This is a genomic window from Mailhella sp., from assembly GCF_057866825.1.
On record NZ_DBMAHT010000004.1, the window covers coordinates 18,951 to 37,511 of the forward strand.

Below are 18,561 nucleotides of genomic sequence, written 5' to 3' on the forward strand. Positions count from 1 at the left end.
GGCGACGCCCCGGAACATCAGTCGATGGCAACCACTTCCAGAGCGAAGGTGAGATCCTTGCCGGCCATGGGGTGATTGGCGTCGAGCACGATGTGGGTGTCGGTGACTTCGTGTACGGCGACTTCGAGTTCGCCCTGATCGGTGGAGACGTGGAGCATCATGCCCGGCTGCGGCTTGATGGAAGGCGGCACCTGTTCCAGCGGAACGGAGAAGAGAAGCTGCTGCTGCCTTTCACCGTAGGCTTCCGCGGCAGGAATGGTCACGGAGAACTTGTCGCCGACTTCGTGGCCGGTCACGGCCTTGTCGAAACCGGGAATGACCTGACCGGAACCCACCTTGAAGCGCAGGGGGCTGCCTTCGCGGGAGCGGTCGAATTCGGAGCCGTCGTTCAGAGTGCCAACATAATGGACAGAAACAGTGTCGCCGGGTTTAATGGGCATGAGAACCTCTGTGGAAGAGCGTTGAAGGGTGCAAAAAAGACGAGCGAGGAACCGACGCCTGCCGCGGACGGACTGTGCCGGAAGGCTTGCGGGCTTTCCGATTGACGGCGTCGGCACAGGACGATACCTAACACAGACAGCGTCCAACTCCAAGAGCATTTAATGGATGGAGGCCCGTAGATGAGCGAGGAAAGAAAAGAGAACAAGGGCGGCGGGCAGATAAGTCTGCTCGGCACGGCGAGCACCATGGGACTGCACATGGTTTCCGGCCCCATCGTGGGGGGCGTGCTCGGCTGGCTGGCGGACAAGTGGCTCGGCACCTGGCCCGCGGGCGCGGGCATAGGACTGCTTCTCGGTCTTGCCGCGGGCTTCCGCAACGTGTGGATAGACGCCCGCTATCTTGCCAGGCGCAACGCCGAGCGCGACGCCGAGGAAAAGGCCCGCCGCGAAGAGGAGCGTCAGGCGCAGGAAAAAACGCGCAGACCCGCCGCGCCGGATCCGGCAAGGGCGGCCATCGTGGCCGACACGCCGGAATCCCTGGCGGCCGAGGAAAAACGGGCCGGGAGGCAGGATAACGTGACGGCGTCCATACTTGCGGGCACGGCCGATCCCTCGGAACGGGATCTCGACAAGCTCGGCGAATCGCTGGAGGCCATACGCCGGGAACTGCGGGAATATGCCGAGGAAGAGCGGAGAAAGGACGAGCATGAGCATAATTGAACAAGCGGATCGTCTGCTGTGGAGACGGGGATTCATCCATGCGCCTCTGCGCCGGGCGACGAGGAATCTTTTTATCTTTTCCCTGCTGATTTTTGCGGCGGGAACCGCGGCCTTCTGGTGGCGCACGGAGCTTTTCTGGGCAGGGGTAGCAGCAGTGCTATCATGCTGGAATTTTTATACTCTTGCCCTTTTTATTCAGCATACTCTGCCCCTGTCCATTCCCGGCGGCGACAAAAACGGAGCCTCGCAGGCACGCATTGTGAAAAAAGGTTTGCTCATCAGAACGCAATTGAGGCTTTTCATTACCGGAATTTTCGTGTATATAGCATTAGTCTTTTTTCAGGCGAATCCGATCGCGCTTGCGGTCGGTCTTTCCTCGGCGCTGATAATCATTCCGGTCTCGCTGATTTTCCGGGGTTGAAAGGCCTGGCACATACAGGAGGATTTCCATGGCTGCATCTGGACTGGCTCACCCGCTGCTCTTGTCGACCGTTTTCCACATGGATCAGATCACGGTCGCGGGCATGACCATTGAAACCAAGTATGTGTTCTTCACCTGGCTCGGCATGCTCATTCTGCTCATCACCGGCCTCGTGCTGCGCAAGAAGCTCAGCATCGTGCCCGCCGGCAAGTTCCAGATCTTCTTTGAAGCCCTGGTGGACGGCCTGGAAAAGTTCGTGCTGAACAACCTCGGCGAGGAAAAGGGCCGCCGCTTCGTGCCGCTGCTCGCCTCCATCTTCATCTACGTGCTCACCATGAACCTGCTGGGTCTCGTGCCCGGCTGCGACGCGCCTACCGCCAACCTGAACACCACCATTTCCATCGCGCTGTGCGTGTTCATCTATTACAACTATGTGGGCATCCGCACCTGGGGCTTCGGGTACATCCATCACTTCACCGGTTCCAGCAAACCGCTGATTCCGCTGATGTTCCCCATCGAAATCATTTCCCATCTGGCCCGTCCGCTTTCCATGTCGCTCCGTCTTTTCGGCAACATCTTCGCTGAAGAAATGACGCTCATCATCTTCTTCGGCTTCGGCGCCAGCATCTACGTGGGCGTGCTGCTCGGCACGGTGCCCATGTACTTCCTGTTCCTGCTCGGCAAGGTGCTGCAGGCCTTCATCCTGTTCATCCTGTCCATGATCTACATCCAGGGCTCCGTGGAACACGCCCACTAAGCCGACCTACCTTCGGGGGAATGGCCTTTCGGCCTCAACACTCATAATTGTAATGGAGTTTTACCATGCGCAAGATCGTTCTCACGACCCTGACCACCCTCATGCTCGTTTCCATGGCTGCCGTGGCCTTCGCTGCTGACGGCGGCGTCACCGGCGGCTTCGGCCTTGCCGCTGCCGGCATCGCTCTGGGCATCGGCCTTGCCGCCACCGGCGGCGCCTGCGGCCAGGGTGCGGCCATCAAGGCCGCCTGCGAAGGCATCGCCCGCAATCCCGACGCTTCCGGCAAGATCTCCCAGTCCCTCATCCTGGGCCTCGCCTTCATCGAATCCCTCGTCATCTATGCCCTTCTCGTGGCGCTCATCCTGCTCTTCGTGAAGATGTAGTTGCATTTATCGGGCGGGAAGGATATATTTCTTTCCGCCCCTATTCTTTTAACAGGCCAACCAAGACGATGAACCAGACTCCTAAATACGAACATATCCCTCGCGCAACCATCCAGCGTCTCGCCACTTATCTCCAGGTTCTCGAAGCCATGGACAAGGATGGCGTTCAGGTCATTTCTTCCGAACCCCTGTCCCGGGCGTGCGACGTCAACGCCTCACAGGTTCGTAAGGATCTCGCCTACTTCGGCGAATTCGGCGTTCGCGGCGTAGGTTATTATGTCTCGTATCTTCTGGAGGTCATCAAGGCCTGCCTCAACGCCAACCGCGAATGGCGCGCCGCCCTCGTGGGCGTGGGCAACATGGGCAGAGCCCTGCTCAACTATCAGGAATTTCGCCGCCACGGCTTCACCATTGTGGGCGCGTTCGACTGCGACCCCTTCAAGATCGGTGAAAAGCTCTACGGTCTGGAAGTGTACTGCACCAAGACCCTTATGGAAAAAGTGCCCGAACTGGGCATTGAAATCGGCATCATCACCGTGCCGCCGGAACGCGCCCAGCGCGCGGCCACGCAGCTCGTGGACGCCGGCATCAAGGGTATTCTGAACTACTCCGCTGCCCGCATCACCGTGCCGGATCACGTGTTCGTGGAATACGTCAACTTCTTCCATCAGATTTACTCGCTGACGTTCAACATCTCCACGAAGCAGCGCTGATTTTTTTCGCTCTGCATGTTCGCCCGCCGGAAGCCCGACTTTCGGCGGGCTTTTTTGTCTGAACGCGGCGAGTCGGCTGCGGCGGCCTTGCTGCGCAACAGTGCAGCCGTCGGGGCGGTCTGCACGCGTGTTCCTTGTCTTCGGCAGGCGGCAGTCTCACCTGCTGAGGCGGCGCTGCGCCCGCAGTCTCCGCCCTTGCGCCTGCCCTTCCGCATGAACTCCAAGATCGGCGTCAGCCGCACGACGCGGGGCAAACTTCGAGACTCTCGGTACATGGCGGAACCTGCCGCAGAGTTTGTTGCTGCGTTTTGAACCTGTACGGCGTGATGTTCCGGCAAGGTCTCGACGTCGTCGGCAAGGATTGTTCGGAACAGTCGGAAAGAAGATCGCCTCTTCTTGAAAATCGGGCGTCGGGGCGTGGGGCTGCGGAACCTGAGGCTTTGCTTTTTGTAAAAATAAAACAAAAACGTATTTAAATGATAAGGTATCGGATTTCGATATTTTTATCACAACCTTTGCAGCGTTGCGGAATGGCGACGAAATCCCCCTTGAAGGCCCGGACGCGGGCCGTATGTTCTCGTATGCACGGCGTTGCCGGGAGACGGTCGCCCCATCGTCGCTCGGGCGTCGTCTTTCTGCCGACGGGGCTCTTTTCGCACGACTTCGTCATGCACGCTGTCCTCGTTGTACCCTTGCTTGCCGCGCGTCCGGCGGAGGTGTGGCGTCGTCGGGCAATGGGGCGGAGATTCCGTCGCAGGAAGCGTTTTCCGGCGCACGTCGCTGTTGACGAGGCGAGAGTCATCGCCGCCGCGGATTCTTGTTGCCGAGGCTTTCCCCGGATTCTTGCGGAGGTGCTTTTTTTGCCCATGCATTCCGCCGTCGGATAAAGCGTTTTCTGAAACGACGCTCCTTGTTCCGTCTGCTGGTCGCTTTGGCGGCTGCCGTTCCGTTGCCGGACATTGTCGCCCGCCTTGCCGCGCGGCGCTTTCCCTGGCGTACGGCACGCGGCCGTGGATTGCGCGTGCCCTTCGTTTGCTCCACTCTCGGGGAGGCATCCTGTTGCGCTTTGCCCGGGGCAAACGGCCTTTTTCTCGGGCTCAGGCTCCCATCTCGTCGATTGCCTCTGCGTCCCGCTGCCCTTTTTCCGCGCAGGAGCTCCTGCCTGGTCCTTCATTACGGCAGGAGCGCCCCCTGGGCTCCGCCCCGCCTTCAGAGCGCCCGCGGTTCTCCGCACGGCCTTCGCCCGATGTTTTTCGTGTGCGCGGCGGCGAGTGCGGGCGCGCGTCTGTCCGCGACTTTCCGGTCTGGGCGCGGCATGCTCCTTCTTTCGCCGAAGGTTTCCTTTGTGCAGACGGCGCGTTGTTCCGGCGACAGTCGCGTTGACCGGCATTTGCGGCCGCGGGCGGATGCCGTTCGGCGCTCCGGGCGCTGAGAATGCCCTTCGCGCTCCCGAATTTTCCGCCGCGGACAGCGTTTTGGGAGCGCTCGTCCGGCTTTTTCTCTGAAATCATGACCGCTCCCGAGTCCGTACTTTCGGAACAGGAACTTCGGCGACGTCTTTTTTGTTTTTTCTGCGAAGTTTGCCGATAGTGAGCGCTTTATCTACTTGCTCATCCGGCCTCCATAGTTTATCAATAAGAAAAGAGCGCAAGAAGAAACATTGCCGTCATTCCATGTTCTCTGCGCACTTGCAAAAAAGCCGGAAAACGCCCGGCATGTACAAAAATGCTCGGAATCGGCGCTGAGTGCTTCCCGCCGGTTCTCAAGGAGATAGAAGAGTTATGGAAAAGTTGGAACTGCTGGCGCAGCGTATCGATAGTCTCATTCAGGAACTGGATCGACTCCGGGAGGAAAATCATCAGCTCCGTGAGGAAGGCAAGCGTCTTCGTGAAGACCTGGAGCTCGGGCAGATGGCTTCCGAGGAGCTTCAGGAGCAGCTCAACCGCGAACGCAGCGTTCGCGACGAGGCCTGCAACAGGGTCGATGCGCTCATCAGCCGTATTCAGGATACGTTGCCTGCCGCTGAACCGCAGCAGAACGGTTAATGGCGGGCGGCCGCATGCACAGCTATCATCTTGACCTTTGCGACCTGCAGGTCGCGTTCCGTACCGAGGCCGATCCCGAACGGGTGGAAAGAGCCAGAAAGTACGTGGAGGAAAGATATAGCAGGGTCAAGGCGCAGGGCGGCCAGTTCGGCAGAGACAGGTTGCTGGTCATGCTGCTCATCAGCATGGCGGACGACCTGCTGGAACTGCAGGAGCGCCGCAGTCGGGAAGATGCCCGGCTCGACGAGCTGCTGCAGAGTTTGAAGGAAAACACGCCGGAGAAGACGGATACGGCTTCCTGAGCCGATCCGGCAGCGTTCCGGCAGCCCATATTCCCTGGGATGTGCGTGAGGAGCTGGCTTGCGCCGGCCTCACTAGCGTTAGCAGGGAGCCAGTCTCCGAGATGGTGTGCATACCCGCCCAAGGCGGGCAGCCTGAAGTCTCGGACAGGCGCCCACTTGGAGACCACAAGGTCTCGTGCCAGCAGCTTTTCACGGCATCCCGGGTTCTTTTTTCCTTCTTCCGCACTTGTTCGCCCTTGAGGCGGAATATTCTCCCTCCCCTTTCGGAGCGCGGCGAGTCCGCGACAATCCGGCGCGCCTTCCGGCCGTTTCGGACATATCGGGTTTTGCCCGTCAGCATATTACAGGAATTATCATGGATGATATCGTTATTTACGCCTTCGCGCTGGTCAGTCTTGTGGCCGGCGCGCTGCTGGGCGTCTGCATACAGCGGCATATGACCACCAAGCGCATCGGCGAGGCCAACGATCTGGCCAGCCGCATTGTGGAAGAAGCACGCAAGGAAGCGCAGGCTCAGAAGAAGGAAATTCTTCTCCAGGGACAGAACGAAATTTTCAGCCAGAAGCACGCCTTCGAGATGGAGTGCAAGGATCAGGAACGCGCCCTTAAGAACCGTGAGAAAAAGCTCCAGGACATCAGCGACCGCATGGAAGAGAAGATGGAGCGCATCACGCAGAAGGAGCACGACATTCTGGCGCAGGAAAAGGAACAGACCCAGCGCGAGCGCGTGCTCGCCGAAAAGGAAACGCAGGTGGAGGCCAAGCTCGACGAGCAGGAACGCCGCCTTCAGGAAGTTTCCGGTCTGACGGCCGAAGAGGCCAAGACCCGTCTGTTCGAGGAAATTGAATCGCGCACCCGTCATGAAGCCGCCAAGATGATGCGCGTCATCGAAACCGAGGCCAAGGAAACCGCCGACAGAAAGGCCAAGGAAATTCTGGCCTGCGCCATTCAGCGCTACGCCGGCGACTACGTGGGCGAACAGACCGTGACGGCCGTCACCCTGCCGAGCGAAGACATGAAGGGCCGCATCATCGGCCGCGAAGGCCGCAACATCCGCGCGCTCGAAGCCGCCACCGGCGTGGATCTCATCATCGACGACACGCCGGAAACCGTGATTCTTTCCGCCTACAGCCCCATCCGCCGTCAGGTGGCCCGCATGGCCCTTGAACGCCTCATTCAGGACGGCCGCATTCATCCCGCCCGCATCGAGGACGTGGTTCACAAGTGCGAGCAGGAACTGGAAGTGCAGATTCGCGAAGTGGGCGAACAGGCCACCTTCGACGCCGGCGTTCACGGCATTCATCCCGACATCATCCGTCTGCTCGGACAGCTCAAGTACCGCACGAGCTTCACGCAGAACGTGCTTCAGCATTCTCTGGAAGTCTCCGCCCTCTGCGGCATGATGGCCGCCGAACTCGGCATGGACATCAAGCGTGCCAAGCGCGCAGGTCTCCTGCACGACATCGGCAAGGCCGTGGATCATGAAGTGGAAGGCTCCCATGCGCTCATCGGCGCGGACATCGCCAAGAAGTACGGCGAAGGCAAGGACATCGTTCACGCCATCGCCGCGCATCATGAGGACGTGCATCCCGAAACGGCGCTCGCCGTGCTCGTGCAGGCGGCGGATTCTCTTTCCGGCGCAAGGCCCGGCGCGCGCAAGGAACTTTTGGAGAACTACGTCAAGCGCCTTGAAGATCTGGAAAACATTGCCGATTCCTTCGAGGGCGTGGCCAAGTCCTACGCCATTCAGGCGGGCCGCGAGCTGCGCGTCATCGTCAATTCCGACAACGTGGACGACGACAGCACCTATCTGCTCTGCAAGGACATTTCCGCCAAGATCGAGGAAAACCTCACCTACCCCGGTCAGATACGCGTCACGGTCATCCGCGAGCGCCGCGCCGTGGGCTTTGCCAAGTAAATCATCACACTGGCGTCATCATTGCAGCGTATAACGGCGTTCACAACGCACGTTTCAGAAGGATACTGTTCCATGAAGTTTCAAGCCCCGTCCGACTTCGTTCCCGATTTTTCCAAGTCCGGAGGCCTCATCGCCGCCGTGGCTCAGGACGCCGCCACCGGCGAAGTGCTCATGCTTGCCTGGATGAACCGGGAAGCCTGGGAAGCCACGCTCGCCACCGGCGAGGCCCATTACTGGAGCCGCAGCCGTCAGAAGCTGTGGCACAAGGGAGAAAGTTCCGGCAACGTTCAGATAGTCAAGGCCATCCGCCTCGACTGCGATTCCGACGCCGTGGTGCTGGAAATCGAGCAGGTGGGCGGTTCCGCCTGTCACACCGGCAGAAGCAGCTGTTTTTATCGGCGGCTCACGCCCGGCAGCTCCGAAGCGACCATCTGCTGCCCGCAGGTGTTTGATCCTGCAGAAGTGTACAAGAAGTGAGGCTCAACTCATGAAAGCTCAGCTCAAGCTCGGCATTCCCAAAGGTTCTCTGGAAGAAGCCACCATCGCCCTTTTCGACAGGGCCGGTTGGAAGATTCATAAACATGTCCGCAACTATTTTCCCGATATCGACGATCCTGAACTGACGGCCCGTCTGTGCCGCGTGCAGGAAATTCCCGAATACATTCAGAACGGTATTCTCGACGTGGCCCTCACCGGCAAGGACTGGCTGGAAGAGCGCGGCGTTGCCTACGGCGGCAAGGAAGACAGCGACGCCCCCGTGGTTGTGATTTCCGACCTCGTGTATTCCAAGGTGTCGAACCGCAAGGCCCGCTGGGTGCTCGCCGTGGCCGGCGATTCCCCCTATCAGTGCGCGGCCGACCTGGAAGGCAAGCGCATTTCCACGGAACTTGTGGGCGTGAGCACCCGCTATTTCGAGAAGAAGGGCGTGCCGGTTCAGATCAATTATTCTTGGGGCGCGACCGAAGCCAAGGTTGTGGAAGGCCTGGCCGACGCCATCGTGGAAGTGACGGAAACCGAAACCACCATTCGCGCGCACGGCCTGCGCGTCATCGACGAAGTGATGGCCAGCAACACCGTGCTCATCGCCAACCGCGACGTGTGGAACGACCCCGACAGCCGCCGCAAGATCGAGCAGATTGATCTGCTCCTGCAGGGCGCGCTGCGCGCGGAAAGCTTCGTCTGCCTCAAGATGAACGCGCCCACCGCCCGTCTTGACGCCATTCTCGGCCTGCTGCCAGCCCTGAATTCTCCCACCGTGGCCTCGCTGCGCGACCCGGCCTGGGTGTCGCTGGAAACCGTGGTGGACACTCACGTGGTGCGTGATCTGATTCCTCAGCTGCATGCGCTGGGCGCGGAAGGCATTCTGGAATACAGCCTGAACAAGGTTATCTAGTTTTCTGACGTTGTTCTGAAAACGATGTGACGGCCGGAAGCGACGATGGTTGCTTCCGGCTTTTTCGTCTCGCGGGCATCGCACGGAAAAGCCGGAGCGTTGTCGATGGTGGGGCGCAGCAGTTTTTCGAGAGTCATCCCGGGCGGTGCAACGGTCTTTCGAGCGACATCTGCGCGGAACATTGCACATACGGGCCGAAGGCGCTCTCCTGCGCGTGCATCGGGTGCGGATTTTCGCGTGAGCATGCAGGGCGGAAACATATCTTCACTGGCAAAAACGCCGGATGCGGAGATCGGCGGCGCTTGCCTTGCGGCGAAAGACCTTTTCAACGTCACGTCCTTCCGGGGTTCTCCTCCTTTCTTATCCTCGCTCCTCTCTTCGCATCGTGCCCTTCCGGCTCCCCTCGCCTCTCGACATCTCGCGCGTCTCTGGAGCGATGTCTCCCGTCTCCATCCCCGACGCCCTCGCCTCCGGTTCAAGTTCTTCCGGGCCCCGGATTTTGCTCTCCCGGGTTCGTCTTTTCCTCGGCGTGGATGGCGCTTTGCCGTTTGCGGCCGCGTCAGCCGGCGATTGCCCTTCCGGCGCGCTTTTCCCCTTTGGGAGCCGTTTTCCCCACGGCGCTCTTTTCCGCTCTGGAGCGCTTCCCCTCCCGGGGACGGCGTTTCGAACCTCGGCTCTGCGCCGAGGGCAAAAAAGAAGGCCGCCGTCCTTTGCGGGAACGGCGGCCTTTTTCCTGTCGGTTGGAGGACTACAGGAACATTTTGGGATTGACCACGGAAACGAGGTCGCGCTTCAGCAGTTCTTCGCCGATCTGCACGGCGTTGAGGGCCGCGCCCTTGCGCACGTTGTCGGCCACGATCCACATGTTCAGGGAGTTGTCGCAGCTTTCGTCTTCACGAATGCGGCCCACGAACACGTCGTCTTCACCGGCGGCGTCGATGGCGAGCGGATAGAGATTGGCGCGGGGGTTGTCCACCACCTGCACGCCGGGAGCCTGGGAAAGAATGACGCGGGCTTCGGCGGCGGTGAGCTTCTTTTCCGTTTCAATGTTCACGGATTCGGAATGGCCGTAGAACACGGGAACGCGGACGCACGTGGCGGTGACGCGGATGTTCGGATCGAGCATCTTGTGCGTTTCGTTCACCATCTTCATTTCTTCCTTGGTGTAGTCGTTGGCCTGGAAGACGTCGATGTGGGGCAGGCAGTTGAAGGCGATCTGATGGGGGTAGGCCTTGGGTTCGACGTCCTGCATGTTGAAGAGGCGGCGCACCTGGGTTTCGAGTTCGTCGATGCCCTTCTTGCCCGTGCCGCTCACGGCCTGCATGGTGGTCACGATGATGCGCTTGATCTTGGCGACGTCGTGCAGGGGCTTGAGGGCCACCAGCATCTGAATGGTGGAGCAGTTGGGGTTGGCGATGATGCCGTTGTGCTTTTCCAGATCGTCGGGGTTCACTTCGGGAATGACGAGGGGGCAGCGGTCGTCCATGCGCCAGGCGCTGGAATTGTCCACCACCACGCAGCCGGAAGCCACGGCGTAGGGCGCAAATTCGGTGGAGACGCTGCCGCCGGCGGAAAAGATGGCCAGATCAATGCCCTTGAAGGAGTCCTTCGTCAGTTCCTTGACCGTAATTTCGTCGTCTCCGAAGGGAACGCGGGTTCCGGCGGAACGGGCGGAGGCGAGAGCGGTGATGGAAGCGCAGGGAAAATGGCGTTCGGCAAGGGTTTTAAGCATTTCGCGGCCGACGGCGCCGGTAGCGCCGCACACAGCAACGTTCAGGGACTTCTTCATGGCGGGCAATTCTCCTGTTGCAAAACCTGCATAAGGGGCAAGTTTTTCATTATTGTAAAACGCATGTTTGCACCCGAGATGAAGAACTGTCAAGTCATGCGTTCTTTTTCTTTAATCTTGCAAAATAATACCAATAAAATCAGAGTATTGAAAATGCGACTTCTTTTTTGTTCCGCAGGTGGGGAAGGGCTTGCGCTGTTTTACGTCTTGGTTATGATGACCGCAGGAGGATGCGACATGAAAACGTTTCTTGTGCCGCTCGCTCTTTTGATGCTGGCGATGCTCTTTCTGACGGGCTGCATGCAGGAAGACACCTTCGACAGCGTCAAGGTCGATGGCGATATCACCACGGTGTTCAGAACGGGAAGTTCGCCTTCCCACATGTCGAGCCGGACCCGTACCGGGCTCAGTTTCTAGCTCTTCGGAGCCGTTCATCTACAAGACAGGTCATCCCGATGCTTGCCATTCTCGATTACAAGGCCGGGAACCAGACCAGCGTTCTGAGAGCGCTGCGTTCTCTGGGCATACCCGCCGAAATTACGGCCGATCCTTCGGTCATTCTTGCCGCGGAAGGCGTGATCTTTCCGGGCGTGGGCGCGGCCGGTCAGGCCATGAATCAGCTCGTCTCCACGGGCATGGACAAGGTGTTGCGCGAGGTGGTCGCCAGAGGCAAGCCCCTGCTCGGCATCTGCCTCGGCTGCCAGATTCTGCTTGAACGCAGCGAGGAAAACAACACCGAAACGCTCGGCATCGTGCCCGGCGAATGCCGTCGCTTCCAGCCGGAATGGCGCGACGGCGGGGAACCCATCCGCATTCCGCACATGGGCTGGAATACGCTTTCGGTGAAGAAGCCTTCCGAACTTCTGGAGGGCATTGATCCCTCTTCCCGTTTTTATTTCGTGCACAGCTACTATACCGTTCCGGCTCCGGAGCTCGTCATTGCCACGTGCCGCTACGGCGTGGAGTTCACGGCCATGTACGGTCGTCCGGGCCTGTGGGCCGTGCAGTTCCACCCCGAAAAGAGCGGCCGCCCCGGGCTTGCGCTGCTGACGAACTTCTACCGCTACTGTCAGGAGGCCGCCCGTGTCTGAAATCAGCCATCTGAGCAAACGACTCATTCCCTGCCTCGACGTGCGCAACGGCCGCCTCACCAAGGGCGTCAAGTTTGCGGGCAACGTGGACATCGGCGATCCGGTGGAAACCGCCCGCCGCTACTATGAGGAAGGCGCGGACGAAATAGTCTTCTACGACATTACGGCCTCCTGCGAGGCGCGCGGCATCTTTCTTGACGTGGTCGAAAAGGTGGCGAGCAACATTTTCATTCCGTTTTCCGTGGGCGGCGGCATCGCTTCCGTGGAGGACATGCGCGCCGTGCTGCTCGCAGGCGCGGAAAAGGTGTCCGTGAACTCGGCGGCCGTGAAGGATCCCTACCTCATCAGCCGCGGGGCCGACGCCTTCGGTTCGCAGGCCGTGGTGGTGGGCATGGACGTGAAGCAGGTGCCCGTGAGCGAAGCCTGCCCTTCCGGCTATGAAATCGTCATTCACGGCGGCCGCAAGCCCATGGGAATCGACGCCATTGCCTGGGCGCGCCGCTGCGAAGAGCTCGGCGCGGGCGAGCTGTGCGTGAACTCCATCGATGCCGACGGCACTCTCGACGGCTACGAGCTCAACCTGACCCGCAAAATCTGCGACGCCGTGACCATTCCCGTCATCGCTTCCGGCGGTGCGGGCGCGCCGCAGCATCTCGTGGACGCCGTCACCCGCGGCGGCGCTTCCGCGGCGCTCGTGGCCTCCATCGTTCATTACGGCCAGTACACCATCGCCGAGCTGAAGGACTACATGGAAAAGGCCGGCGTGCCGGTGCGCCGGATCTAGCCGGACGCACTGTTTTTCTGCCGTCCGGCCCGGAAGTTGTTGCGGCCGGGCGGCAAACATTCTATGCTTGCGCCTCAGATTCGACCATCACTCAGGAGTATGATATGTCTCAGGATTTCCCCACGCGCCGCGCGCGCATGGAATACGTATGCATGAACTGCGGCCATCGCCACCCGGTGGACGCCCTGCTCTACACCTGCCCCGACTGCGGAGGAGTCCTTCTTCTTGAGGATCTCGACTTCGACGACATGAAGGCAAAGGGCGCGCAGTACTGGCGCGATCTGTTCGATGCCCGCCGCGCCACCCGCACCACGGCCCTGCGCGGCGTGTTCCGCTTCTACGAGCTCATGGCTCCCGTGCTGGAAGAAGAAGACATCGTGTATCTCGGCGAAGGCGACACGCCCATCGTCGAGGCGTCGGCGGCGCTTCAGGCCAAGGTGGGACGCCGCTTCGCCTACAAGAACGACGGCATGAATCCCAGCGCCTCGTTCAAGGACCGCGGCATGGCCGGCGCGTACAGCTACCTCAAATCGCTCGTACGCAAGAACGGCTGGAAGGAAGTGCTCACCATCTGCGCCTCCACGGGCGACACCTCGGCCGCGGCGGCCATGTACGGGGCCTATGTGGGCGCGCCCATCCGCACCGTGGTGCTGCTGCCCCACGGCAAGGTGACCCCCGCCCAGCTTTCCCAGCCGCTCGGCTCCGGCGCGCAGGTGCTGGAAGTGCCCGGCGTGTTCGACGACTGCATGAAGGTGGTCGAATACCTCGCCGAACACTACCGCGTGGCCCTTCTCAATTCCAAGAACAGCTGGCGCGTGCTCGGTCAGGAATCCTACGCCTACGAAGTGGCTCAGTGGTACGCCTGGAACATGAAGGACAAGGCGCTCTTCATGCCCATAGGCAACGCGGGCAACATCACGTCCATGATTTCCGCCTGTCTCAAGATGTACCGCCTTGGCATTATTGAAGAACTTCCGCACATTGTGGGCGTGCAGTCCGAACACGCCGATCCGGTGTGGAGATACTACAGTCAGCCGAAGGAAAAGCGCGAATACCATGCCGTGACGGTGCAGCCCAGCGTGGCGCAGGCCGCCATGATAGGCAATCCCGTGTCCTTCCCCCGGGTGCGCAATCTCGTGGAGAAGTTCGAGGCGCTCGGCGGCCGCTTCGACGTGGTGCAGGTGACTGAACAGGCCATCATGGATTCCATGATTCTGGCCAACCGTCACGGACACATCGCCTGCACGCAGGGCGGCGAAAGCTTTGCCGGCATGCTGAAGGCGCAGGAACTCGGCCTGCTCGGCGAGAACGAATTCTGTGTGCTCGACTCCACGGCGCACGCCCTGAAGTTCGCCGGATTCCAGAACATGTATTTTGAAGATGCCTTCCCCGCCGAATACGGGGTGAAGGCCCGGCCGGAACTCGTGAATCATCCGAAGCTGCTGCTCACGGCCGAAGAGCGCGCCGCGCTGCCTGCCGGAGAATTCACCAGAGCCGCGGCGCTGGCGGTGGCGAAGGCCGCCGGACTCAAGGCCGCGGATTGAGCCGGAAGAACCGGCGTTTTGAGGAGATGCCGCTTGACAGCGTGTGGCGCACAGGCTATCCCTCATGCATCGGATACTCCGGACGGCGTATCCGCTCAACTCGGAATTATTAACTTGTGCCGAACCTTGTTCGGCCGAACATTGGAGGCTGTTATGGGCTACAAGATTACTTTTGATGCGGACAAGTGCGTCGGCTGCGGCCAGTGCGTGGACATCTGCCCCGTTTCCGTCTGGGAAATGCACGACGGCAAGAGCGATCCCGTGAACGCTGAAGAATGCCTGGGCTGCGAATCCTGCACCGGCGTTTGCGAACACGACGCCATCACCATCGAAGAAGACTAACGCCTGAGGAATTCCTCGGCGAGGGCGGCTCAGGCCGTCCGGGCCCGACGCGCTTGCGCCGAAGGCCGGCGGATGATCGGAGTCATCCGCAACGCTGACAGAACCGCTGCCCTGCAGCGGCCCATGTGAGCCTGTTGCCGCCGGATGGGCGTTGCTCATCCGGCGGTTTTTTAACCGTTTTTCAGTGGGAACTATGATGACCAACCCGGAATTGGACGCTATTTTTCAGGAATATGATCAGCTTGCCGCGCAGGCCGATCAGCTTTTCGAGCGAGTGAAGAACCAGTATCCTGAAGAGGTGGCCTGCGCCTCGGGCTGCAGCAGCTGCTGCCATGCGGCCTTCGATCTTTCCCTTGTGGAGGCCATGGCGCTGAACCGGGCGTTCAACAAGGAATTTGACTTCGGCATTCGTCGTTCCGCCGTGCTTCAGGCCGCGGGCGACGCCGACCGGCAGCTTACCAGGCTGAAGCATCACTACTTCCAGCAGGCCAGACAGGGCATGTCCGACGAGGAAATCATGGTGGAAGCCGCCAGGGAACGGGTGCGCTGCCCCCTGCTCGGCCTCGACGAAACCTGCCTGCTTTATGAGCACCGGCCCATCACCTGCCGGCTCTACGGCATTCCCACCTCCATACACGGCAAGGCGCATGTGTGCGGAGAATGTCATTTCAAAAAAGGACAGGCCTATCCCACCGTGGCCCTCGACCGCATTCAGGACCGTCTGGCCGACATGAGCCGCCGCATCGGCGCGGCCATAGGCTCGCGTTTCCGCGAACTGCACCGCGTGTACGTTCCGGTGTCCATGGCGCTCATCACCAAGTACGATGACGCCTATCTCGGCGTCGGTCCCGTTCCCAAGGAGTAGCCATGTCCATTGCTTCCATCCTGCGCAGCGAAAAGCCCCGCGAGCTTACCGCCGAAGAGGAAAAGCTCAAGCGCGATCTGTACGAGAGAATTTCGCCCCGTCGGCGCAAGTTCATCGACCGCATAGGCTACGACAAGTGGGATCCTTTCCCCGAGCCCAACGATCCTGTGGAAATTCGCACCGACGTCACCAAGCGCACGGCGCAGCAGCTCATGAAGGAATTTATGCGCGCCAAGAAATGTGAGGCGCAGCTCTCCGGCGAATCGGAAGAATCCAGCGAAGCGTTCATTCAGGGCGCCATGGAAGCCGCCATCGGCGTGGTGAACAAGCAGGACAAGTTCCTGGGCGCTTATGAATTCGCCGCCTGGTACCATGAACTCCTAAAGAAGGAAGGTCACGTTCAATGAAAGACCGTTATACCGATATTCACGAGTATATTCACGATCTTCAGGCAGAAATCGAAAAAGATCCCAAGTGCGCCATCCACCACTACAATCTCGGGGTGGCCATGCTCTCTCTCGGCGACTACGCCGAGGCTGAGGAATGCTTTCTGAACGCCGTTCGCAACTCCGGTCACATGGCCGAAGCGTTCGTGCAGCTCGGCGGTCTCTGCCTGCGCCGCGGCGATCTCGACGGCTGCATGCAGTACAACAAGGAAGCGGCCCAGTGCCGCGCCAAGTTCCCTGTCGCCTGGGGCAACATCGGCTTCGTGCATCTGCAGAAGGGCGAAGTGGACGAGGCCATTGCCGCCCTGCACAAGGCCCTGACCTGGGATCCCAAGTATCTGCAGGCCCGCGCCACCTTCGCTTCCGCCCTGTATATGAAGGGCGAATACGAAAAAAGCGCCGAAATGAGCCGCATGGTCATTCAGCAGGAACCTTCCTTCGCTCCCGCGTGGAACAACCTCTCGCTGGCCTGCTTTGAACTCGGCGAAGTGGAAAAGGCCAAGGAATACGCGGAAAAAGCGTGTGAATTCGGTTACGATGTCGCCGACGACTACTGGAAGCTTCTCACGGAAGCCTGCGAGAAGGCGGAAGAAAAGCCTTCCGGCGAAACTGCGTAACAATTTTTTTTCGGGGCGGCGAGCCACCTTCCGACCGGCGCAAAGTCTGTATAACAGGGCTTTGTCGCCGGTTTTTTTATGTCGGGCTCGTGACGAAGACGCGTTGCGGGCGCATGAGTTCTTTGCAGGAAAAACGGCAAGTATCAGACAAATACTTGTCAATAGGGCATGAGTTTGTTATTGAAGGTACAAATGGGCCTGAGGAGAGTTTGTTTCTAATTTTTTAAGCAGGGGACTTTTTATGGCTAATGAGAACATTGTCGTTGACGATGGCCGTGCAAAATGGTCTGACCTCTGGCTGAAGGAAGACTATTGGGCGATTTGGATCGGTTTCTTCATTCTGATCGTTTCCGGTCTCATCATGATGAACGGCCGTGCCGACATCGAAGCCCAGCTCAGCAAGTACGACGCCGTTATCGCCGCTGAGAAGGCCAAGCCCATCAAAACCATCGAACTGATTCAGGCCCAGGCCGGCAAGAAGGCCGTGGCCGGCAACAAGCTGCCCGCCGCCAAGACCATCATCGGCTACCTCAAGACTCCCGCGAAGTGGTCCGGCAATCCGATGAACTCCTTCGTGACGCACGCGGACGAATCGGCCAAGCCCGCCGCTGAAGCCGCCGCCAAGGCTGCCGCCGAAGCCCTCACCGCCGCCAAGGCCGCGCAGGACGCCGCTTCCGCCGCTTCCTTCCAGAACGCCGACCTGAACAAGGCCGCCGAAACCGCCATCGCCGACTGGCAGAAGGCCGACAGCGCCGCTTCCAAGGCCAAGGCCAAGATCGGTTCCGACACCAACCTCATTCCCGGCCTCATCATTCTCGGCATCAGCCTGGGCGTGATCACCGCCGTCGGCATGGGCGTCATGGGCGCCAACGTCGTTCAGTACTTCATCGGCTTCATCGGCGTGTACGTGCTGTGCGTGTTCGCTAACTTCCTCGGCGGCTACAAGCCCACGGCCACCTACGGCCTCAACGCCGAAATCTGGTCCATCATCGTCGGTATGGTGGTGGCCAACACCATCGGCACGCCCAAGTGGATGAAGCCCGCCGTGCAGGTGGAATACTTCATCAAGGCCGGCCTCGTGCTGCTCGGCGCCGAAGTGCTCTTCAACAAGATTCTCGCCATCGGCATCCCCGGCATCTTCGTGGCCTGGGTGGTGACGCCTATCGTGCTCATCTCCACCTACATCTTCGGCCAGACCGTGCTGAAGATGCCCTCCAAGACCCTGAACATCACCATTTCGGCCGACATGTCCGTGTGCGGTACCTCCGCCGCCATCGCCGTGGCCGCCGCCTGCCGCGCCAAGAAGGAAGAACTGACCCTCTCCGTCGGCCTCTCCATGGTGTTCACCGCCATCATGATGATCGTCATGCCTGCCTTCATCAAGGCCGTGGGCATGCCTGAAGTGCTCGGCGGCGCCTGGATCGGCGGTACCATCGACGCCACGGGCTCCGTGGCCGCCGCTGGCGCCTTCATCGGTCCCAAGGCTCTGCAGGTCGCCGCTACCATCAAGATGATCCAGAACGTGCTCATCGGCGTGAGCGCCTTCTGCGTGGCCATCTACTTCGCCACCAAGGTCGAAGCCCATGAAGAAGGCACGAAGGTCGGTCCCATGGAAATCTGGAACCGCTTCCCCAAGTTCGTCATCGGCTTCCTCGCTGCCTCCATCGTGCTGTCCACCATCGCCGGCAACCTCGGCGCTGATCTCGGCAACGCCCTGATCTCCAACGGCACCAACAAGATCACCGTGCCTCTGCGCGGCTGGTTCTTCGCCCTGGCCTTCATCTCCATCGGTCTGGCCACCAACTTCAAGGAACTCGCCGGCTACTTCAAGGGCGGCAAGCCCATCATCCTGTACGTCTGCGGTCAGTCCTTCAACCTGGCTCTGACCCTGCTGATGGCCTGGATCATGTTCTACAAGGTGTTCCCGGAAATCACCGCCAGCATCTAACCTGAACCGTTGAACTCGGTCCGCACCGTCGAAAGACGGTGCG

General features: G+C 60.1%; 21 protein-coding genes and 1 other RNA gene. 20 read left to right on the forward strand and 2 right to left on the reverse strand.

The annotated features are described in order from the left end of the window. Window positions 1–17: 17 nt before the first annotated feature. On the reverse strand, window positions 18–440 hold the full coding sequence (locus ACZM96_RS01270) for an FKBP-type peptidyl-prolyl cis-trans isomerase (protein WP_294484323.1): 423 nt from the start codon (window positions 438–440) through the stop codon (window positions 18–20). A 180-nt stretch (window positions 441–620) separates the two neighbouring features. Between ACZM96_RS01270 and ACZM96_RS01275 the strand changes: the two genes are divergently transcribed. The 11 genes from ACZM96_RS01275 to hisG all read left to right on the forward strand — a co-directional run bounded on the left by ACZM96_RS01275 (window position 621) and on the right by hisG (window position 9,092). Continuing rightward, window positions 621–1,160 carry an AtpZ/AtpI family protein gene (locus ACZM96_RS01275; RefSeq protein ID WP_489486816.1) on the forward strand — a complete coding sequence of 180 codons (540 nt, stop codon included), beginning with the start codon at window positions 621–623 and terminating at the stop codon, window positions 1,158–1,160. After that, window positions 1,147–1,581 carry a hypothetical protein gene (locus ACZM96_RS01280; protein ID WP_489486818.1) on the forward strand — a complete coding sequence of 145 codons (435 nt, stop codon included), beginning with the start codon at window positions 1,147–1,149 and terminating at the stop codon, window positions 1,579–1,581. Before ACZM96_RS01275 ends, ACZM96_RS01280 begins: the two co-directional genes overlap by 14 nt. A gap of 28 nt (window positions 1,582–1,609) precedes the next feature. Further along, window positions 1,610–2,338: a F0F1 ATP synthase subunit A gene (gene atpB / locus ACZM96_RS01285; protein ID WP_489486820.1), complete on the forward strand. Its 729-nt coding sequence runs from the start codon at window positions 1,610–1,612 to the stop codon at window positions 2,336–2,338. 65 nt (window positions 2,339–2,403) lie between these two features. Then, entirely contained in the window at window positions 2,404–2,721 is a 318-nt protein-coding gene (gene atpE, locus ACZM96_RS01290; RefSeq protein WP_418765919.1) for an ATP synthase F0 subunit C, read from the forward strand. 68 nt (window positions 2,722–2,789) lie between these two features. Continuing rightward, complete coding sequence (locus ACZM96_RS01295; RefSeq protein WP_077074016.1) at window positions 2,790–3,434, forward strand: redox-sensing transcriptional repressor Rex; 645 nt, start codon at window positions 2,790–2,792, stop codon at window positions 3,432–3,434. Between the two features lie 1,781 nt (window positions 3,435–5,215). Next, window positions 5,216–5,479, forward strand: coding sequence for a cell division protein ZapB (locus ACZM96_RS01300; RefSeq protein WP_294445633.1), 264 nt, complete (start codon window positions 5,216–5,218; stop codon window positions 5,477–5,479). A 14-nt stretch (window positions 5,480–5,493) separates the two neighbouring features. Beyond that, window positions 5,494–5,781, forward strand: coding sequence for a cell division protein ZapA (locus tag ACZM96_RS01305; RefSeq protein WP_294484309.1), 288 nt, complete (start codon window positions 5,494–5,496; stop codon window positions 5,779–5,781). Between the two features lie 28 nt (window positions 5,782–5,809). Continuing rightward, window positions 5,810–5,991: non-coding RNA, 6S RNA (gene ssrS, locus ACZM96_RS01310), on the forward strand. Window positions 5,992–6,136: 145 nt separating this feature from the next. After that, window positions 6,137–7,699 (forward strand): ribonuclease Y, encoded by a 1,563-nt coding sequence (gene rny / locus ACZM96_RS01315; protein ID WP_294484308.1) that lies wholly within the window; start codon window positions 6,137–6,139, stop codon window positions 7,697–7,699. Between the two features lie 72 nt (window positions 7,700–7,771). Next, window positions 7,772–8,176: a phosphoribosyl-AMP cyclohydrolase gene (gene hisI, locus ACZM96_RS01320; RefSeq protein ID WP_294484307.1), complete on the forward strand. Its 405-nt coding sequence runs from the start codon at window positions 7,772–7,774 to the stop codon at window positions 8,174–8,176. Between the two features lie 10 nt (window positions 8,177–8,186). Next, window positions 8,187–9,092 (forward strand): ATP phosphoribosyltransferase, encoded by a 906-nt coding sequence (hisG, locus tag ACZM96_RS01325; RefSeq protein WP_489486822.1) that lies wholly within the window; start codon window positions 8,187–8,189, stop codon window positions 9,090–9,092. Window positions 9,093–9,840: 748 nt separating this feature from the next. Here hisG and ACZM96_RS01330 read toward each other — a convergent pair. Beyond that, window positions 9,841–10,881, reverse strand: coding sequence for an aspartate-semialdehyde dehydrogenase (locus ACZM96_RS01330; protein WP_489486824.1), 1,041 nt, complete (start codon window positions 10,879–10,881; stop codon window positions 9,841–9,843). A gap of 237 nt (window positions 10,882–11,118) precedes the next feature. On the opposite strand from ACZM96_RS01330, the gene ACZM96_RS01335 reads away from it, so the two are divergent. The 9 genes from ACZM96_RS01335 to ACZM96_RS01375 all read left to right on the forward strand — a co-directional run bounded on the left by ACZM96_RS01335 (window position 11,119) and on the right by ACZM96_RS01375 (window position 18,518). Next, entirely contained in the window at window positions 11,119–11,298 is a 180-nt protein-coding gene (locus ACZM96_RS01335; protein WP_489486826.1) for a hypothetical protein, read from the forward strand. 38 nt (window positions 11,299–11,336) lie between these two features. Next, complete coding sequence (hisH, locus tag ACZM96_RS01340; protein WP_489486828.1) at window positions 11,337–11,972, forward strand: imidazole glycerol phosphate synthase subunit HisH; 636 nt, start codon at window positions 11,337–11,339, stop codon at window positions 11,970–11,972. 1 nt (window position 11,973) lies between these two features. Continuing rightward, window positions 11,974–12,756, forward strand: coding sequence for an imidazole glycerol phosphate synthase subunit HisF (gene hisF, locus ACZM96_RS01345; protein WP_294484510.1), 783 nt, complete (start codon window positions 11,974–11,976; stop codon window positions 12,754–12,756). 104 nt (window positions 12,757–12,860) lie between these two features. Further along, on the forward strand, window positions 12,861–14,300 hold the full coding sequence (gene thrC, locus ACZM96_RS01350; protein ID WP_489486830.1) for a threonine synthase: 1,440 nt from the start codon (window positions 12,861–12,863) through the stop codon (window positions 14,298–14,300). Between the two features lie 153 nt (window positions 14,301–14,453). After that, on the forward strand, window positions 14,454–14,642 hold the full coding sequence (locus ACZM96_RS01355) for a ferredoxin family protein (protein WP_077074005.1): 189 nt from the start codon (window positions 14,454–14,456) through the stop codon (window positions 14,640–14,642). Between the two features lie 193 nt (window positions 14,643–14,835). Then, entirely contained in the window at window positions 14,836–15,507 is a 672-nt protein-coding gene (locus ACZM96_RS01360) for a YkgJ family cysteine cluster protein (RefSeq protein WP_489486832.1), read from the forward strand. A gap of 2 nt (window positions 15,508–15,509) precedes the next feature. Continuing rightward, window positions 15,510–15,914: a hypothetical protein gene (locus ACZM96_RS01365; protein ID WP_294484291.1), complete on the forward strand. Its 405-nt coding sequence runs from the start codon at window positions 15,510–15,512 to the stop codon at window positions 15,912–15,914. After that, window positions 15,911–16,570 carry a tetratricopeptide repeat protein gene (locus tag ACZM96_RS01370; RefSeq protein WP_489486834.1) on the forward strand — a complete coding sequence of 220 codons (660 nt, stop codon included), beginning with the start codon at window positions 15,911–15,913 and terminating at the stop codon, window positions 16,568–16,570. The genes ACZM96_RS01365 and ACZM96_RS01370 overlap by 4 nt, the downstream gene beginning before the upstream one ends. Before the next feature lie 241 nt (window positions 16,571–16,811). Next, window positions 16,812–18,518, forward strand: a complete 1,707-nt coding sequence (locus ACZM96_RS01375) for a YeiH family protein (RefSeq protein WP_489486835.1) — start codon at window positions 16,812–16,814, stop codon at window positions 18,516–18,518. Window positions 18,519–18,561: the final 43 nt, after the last annotated feature.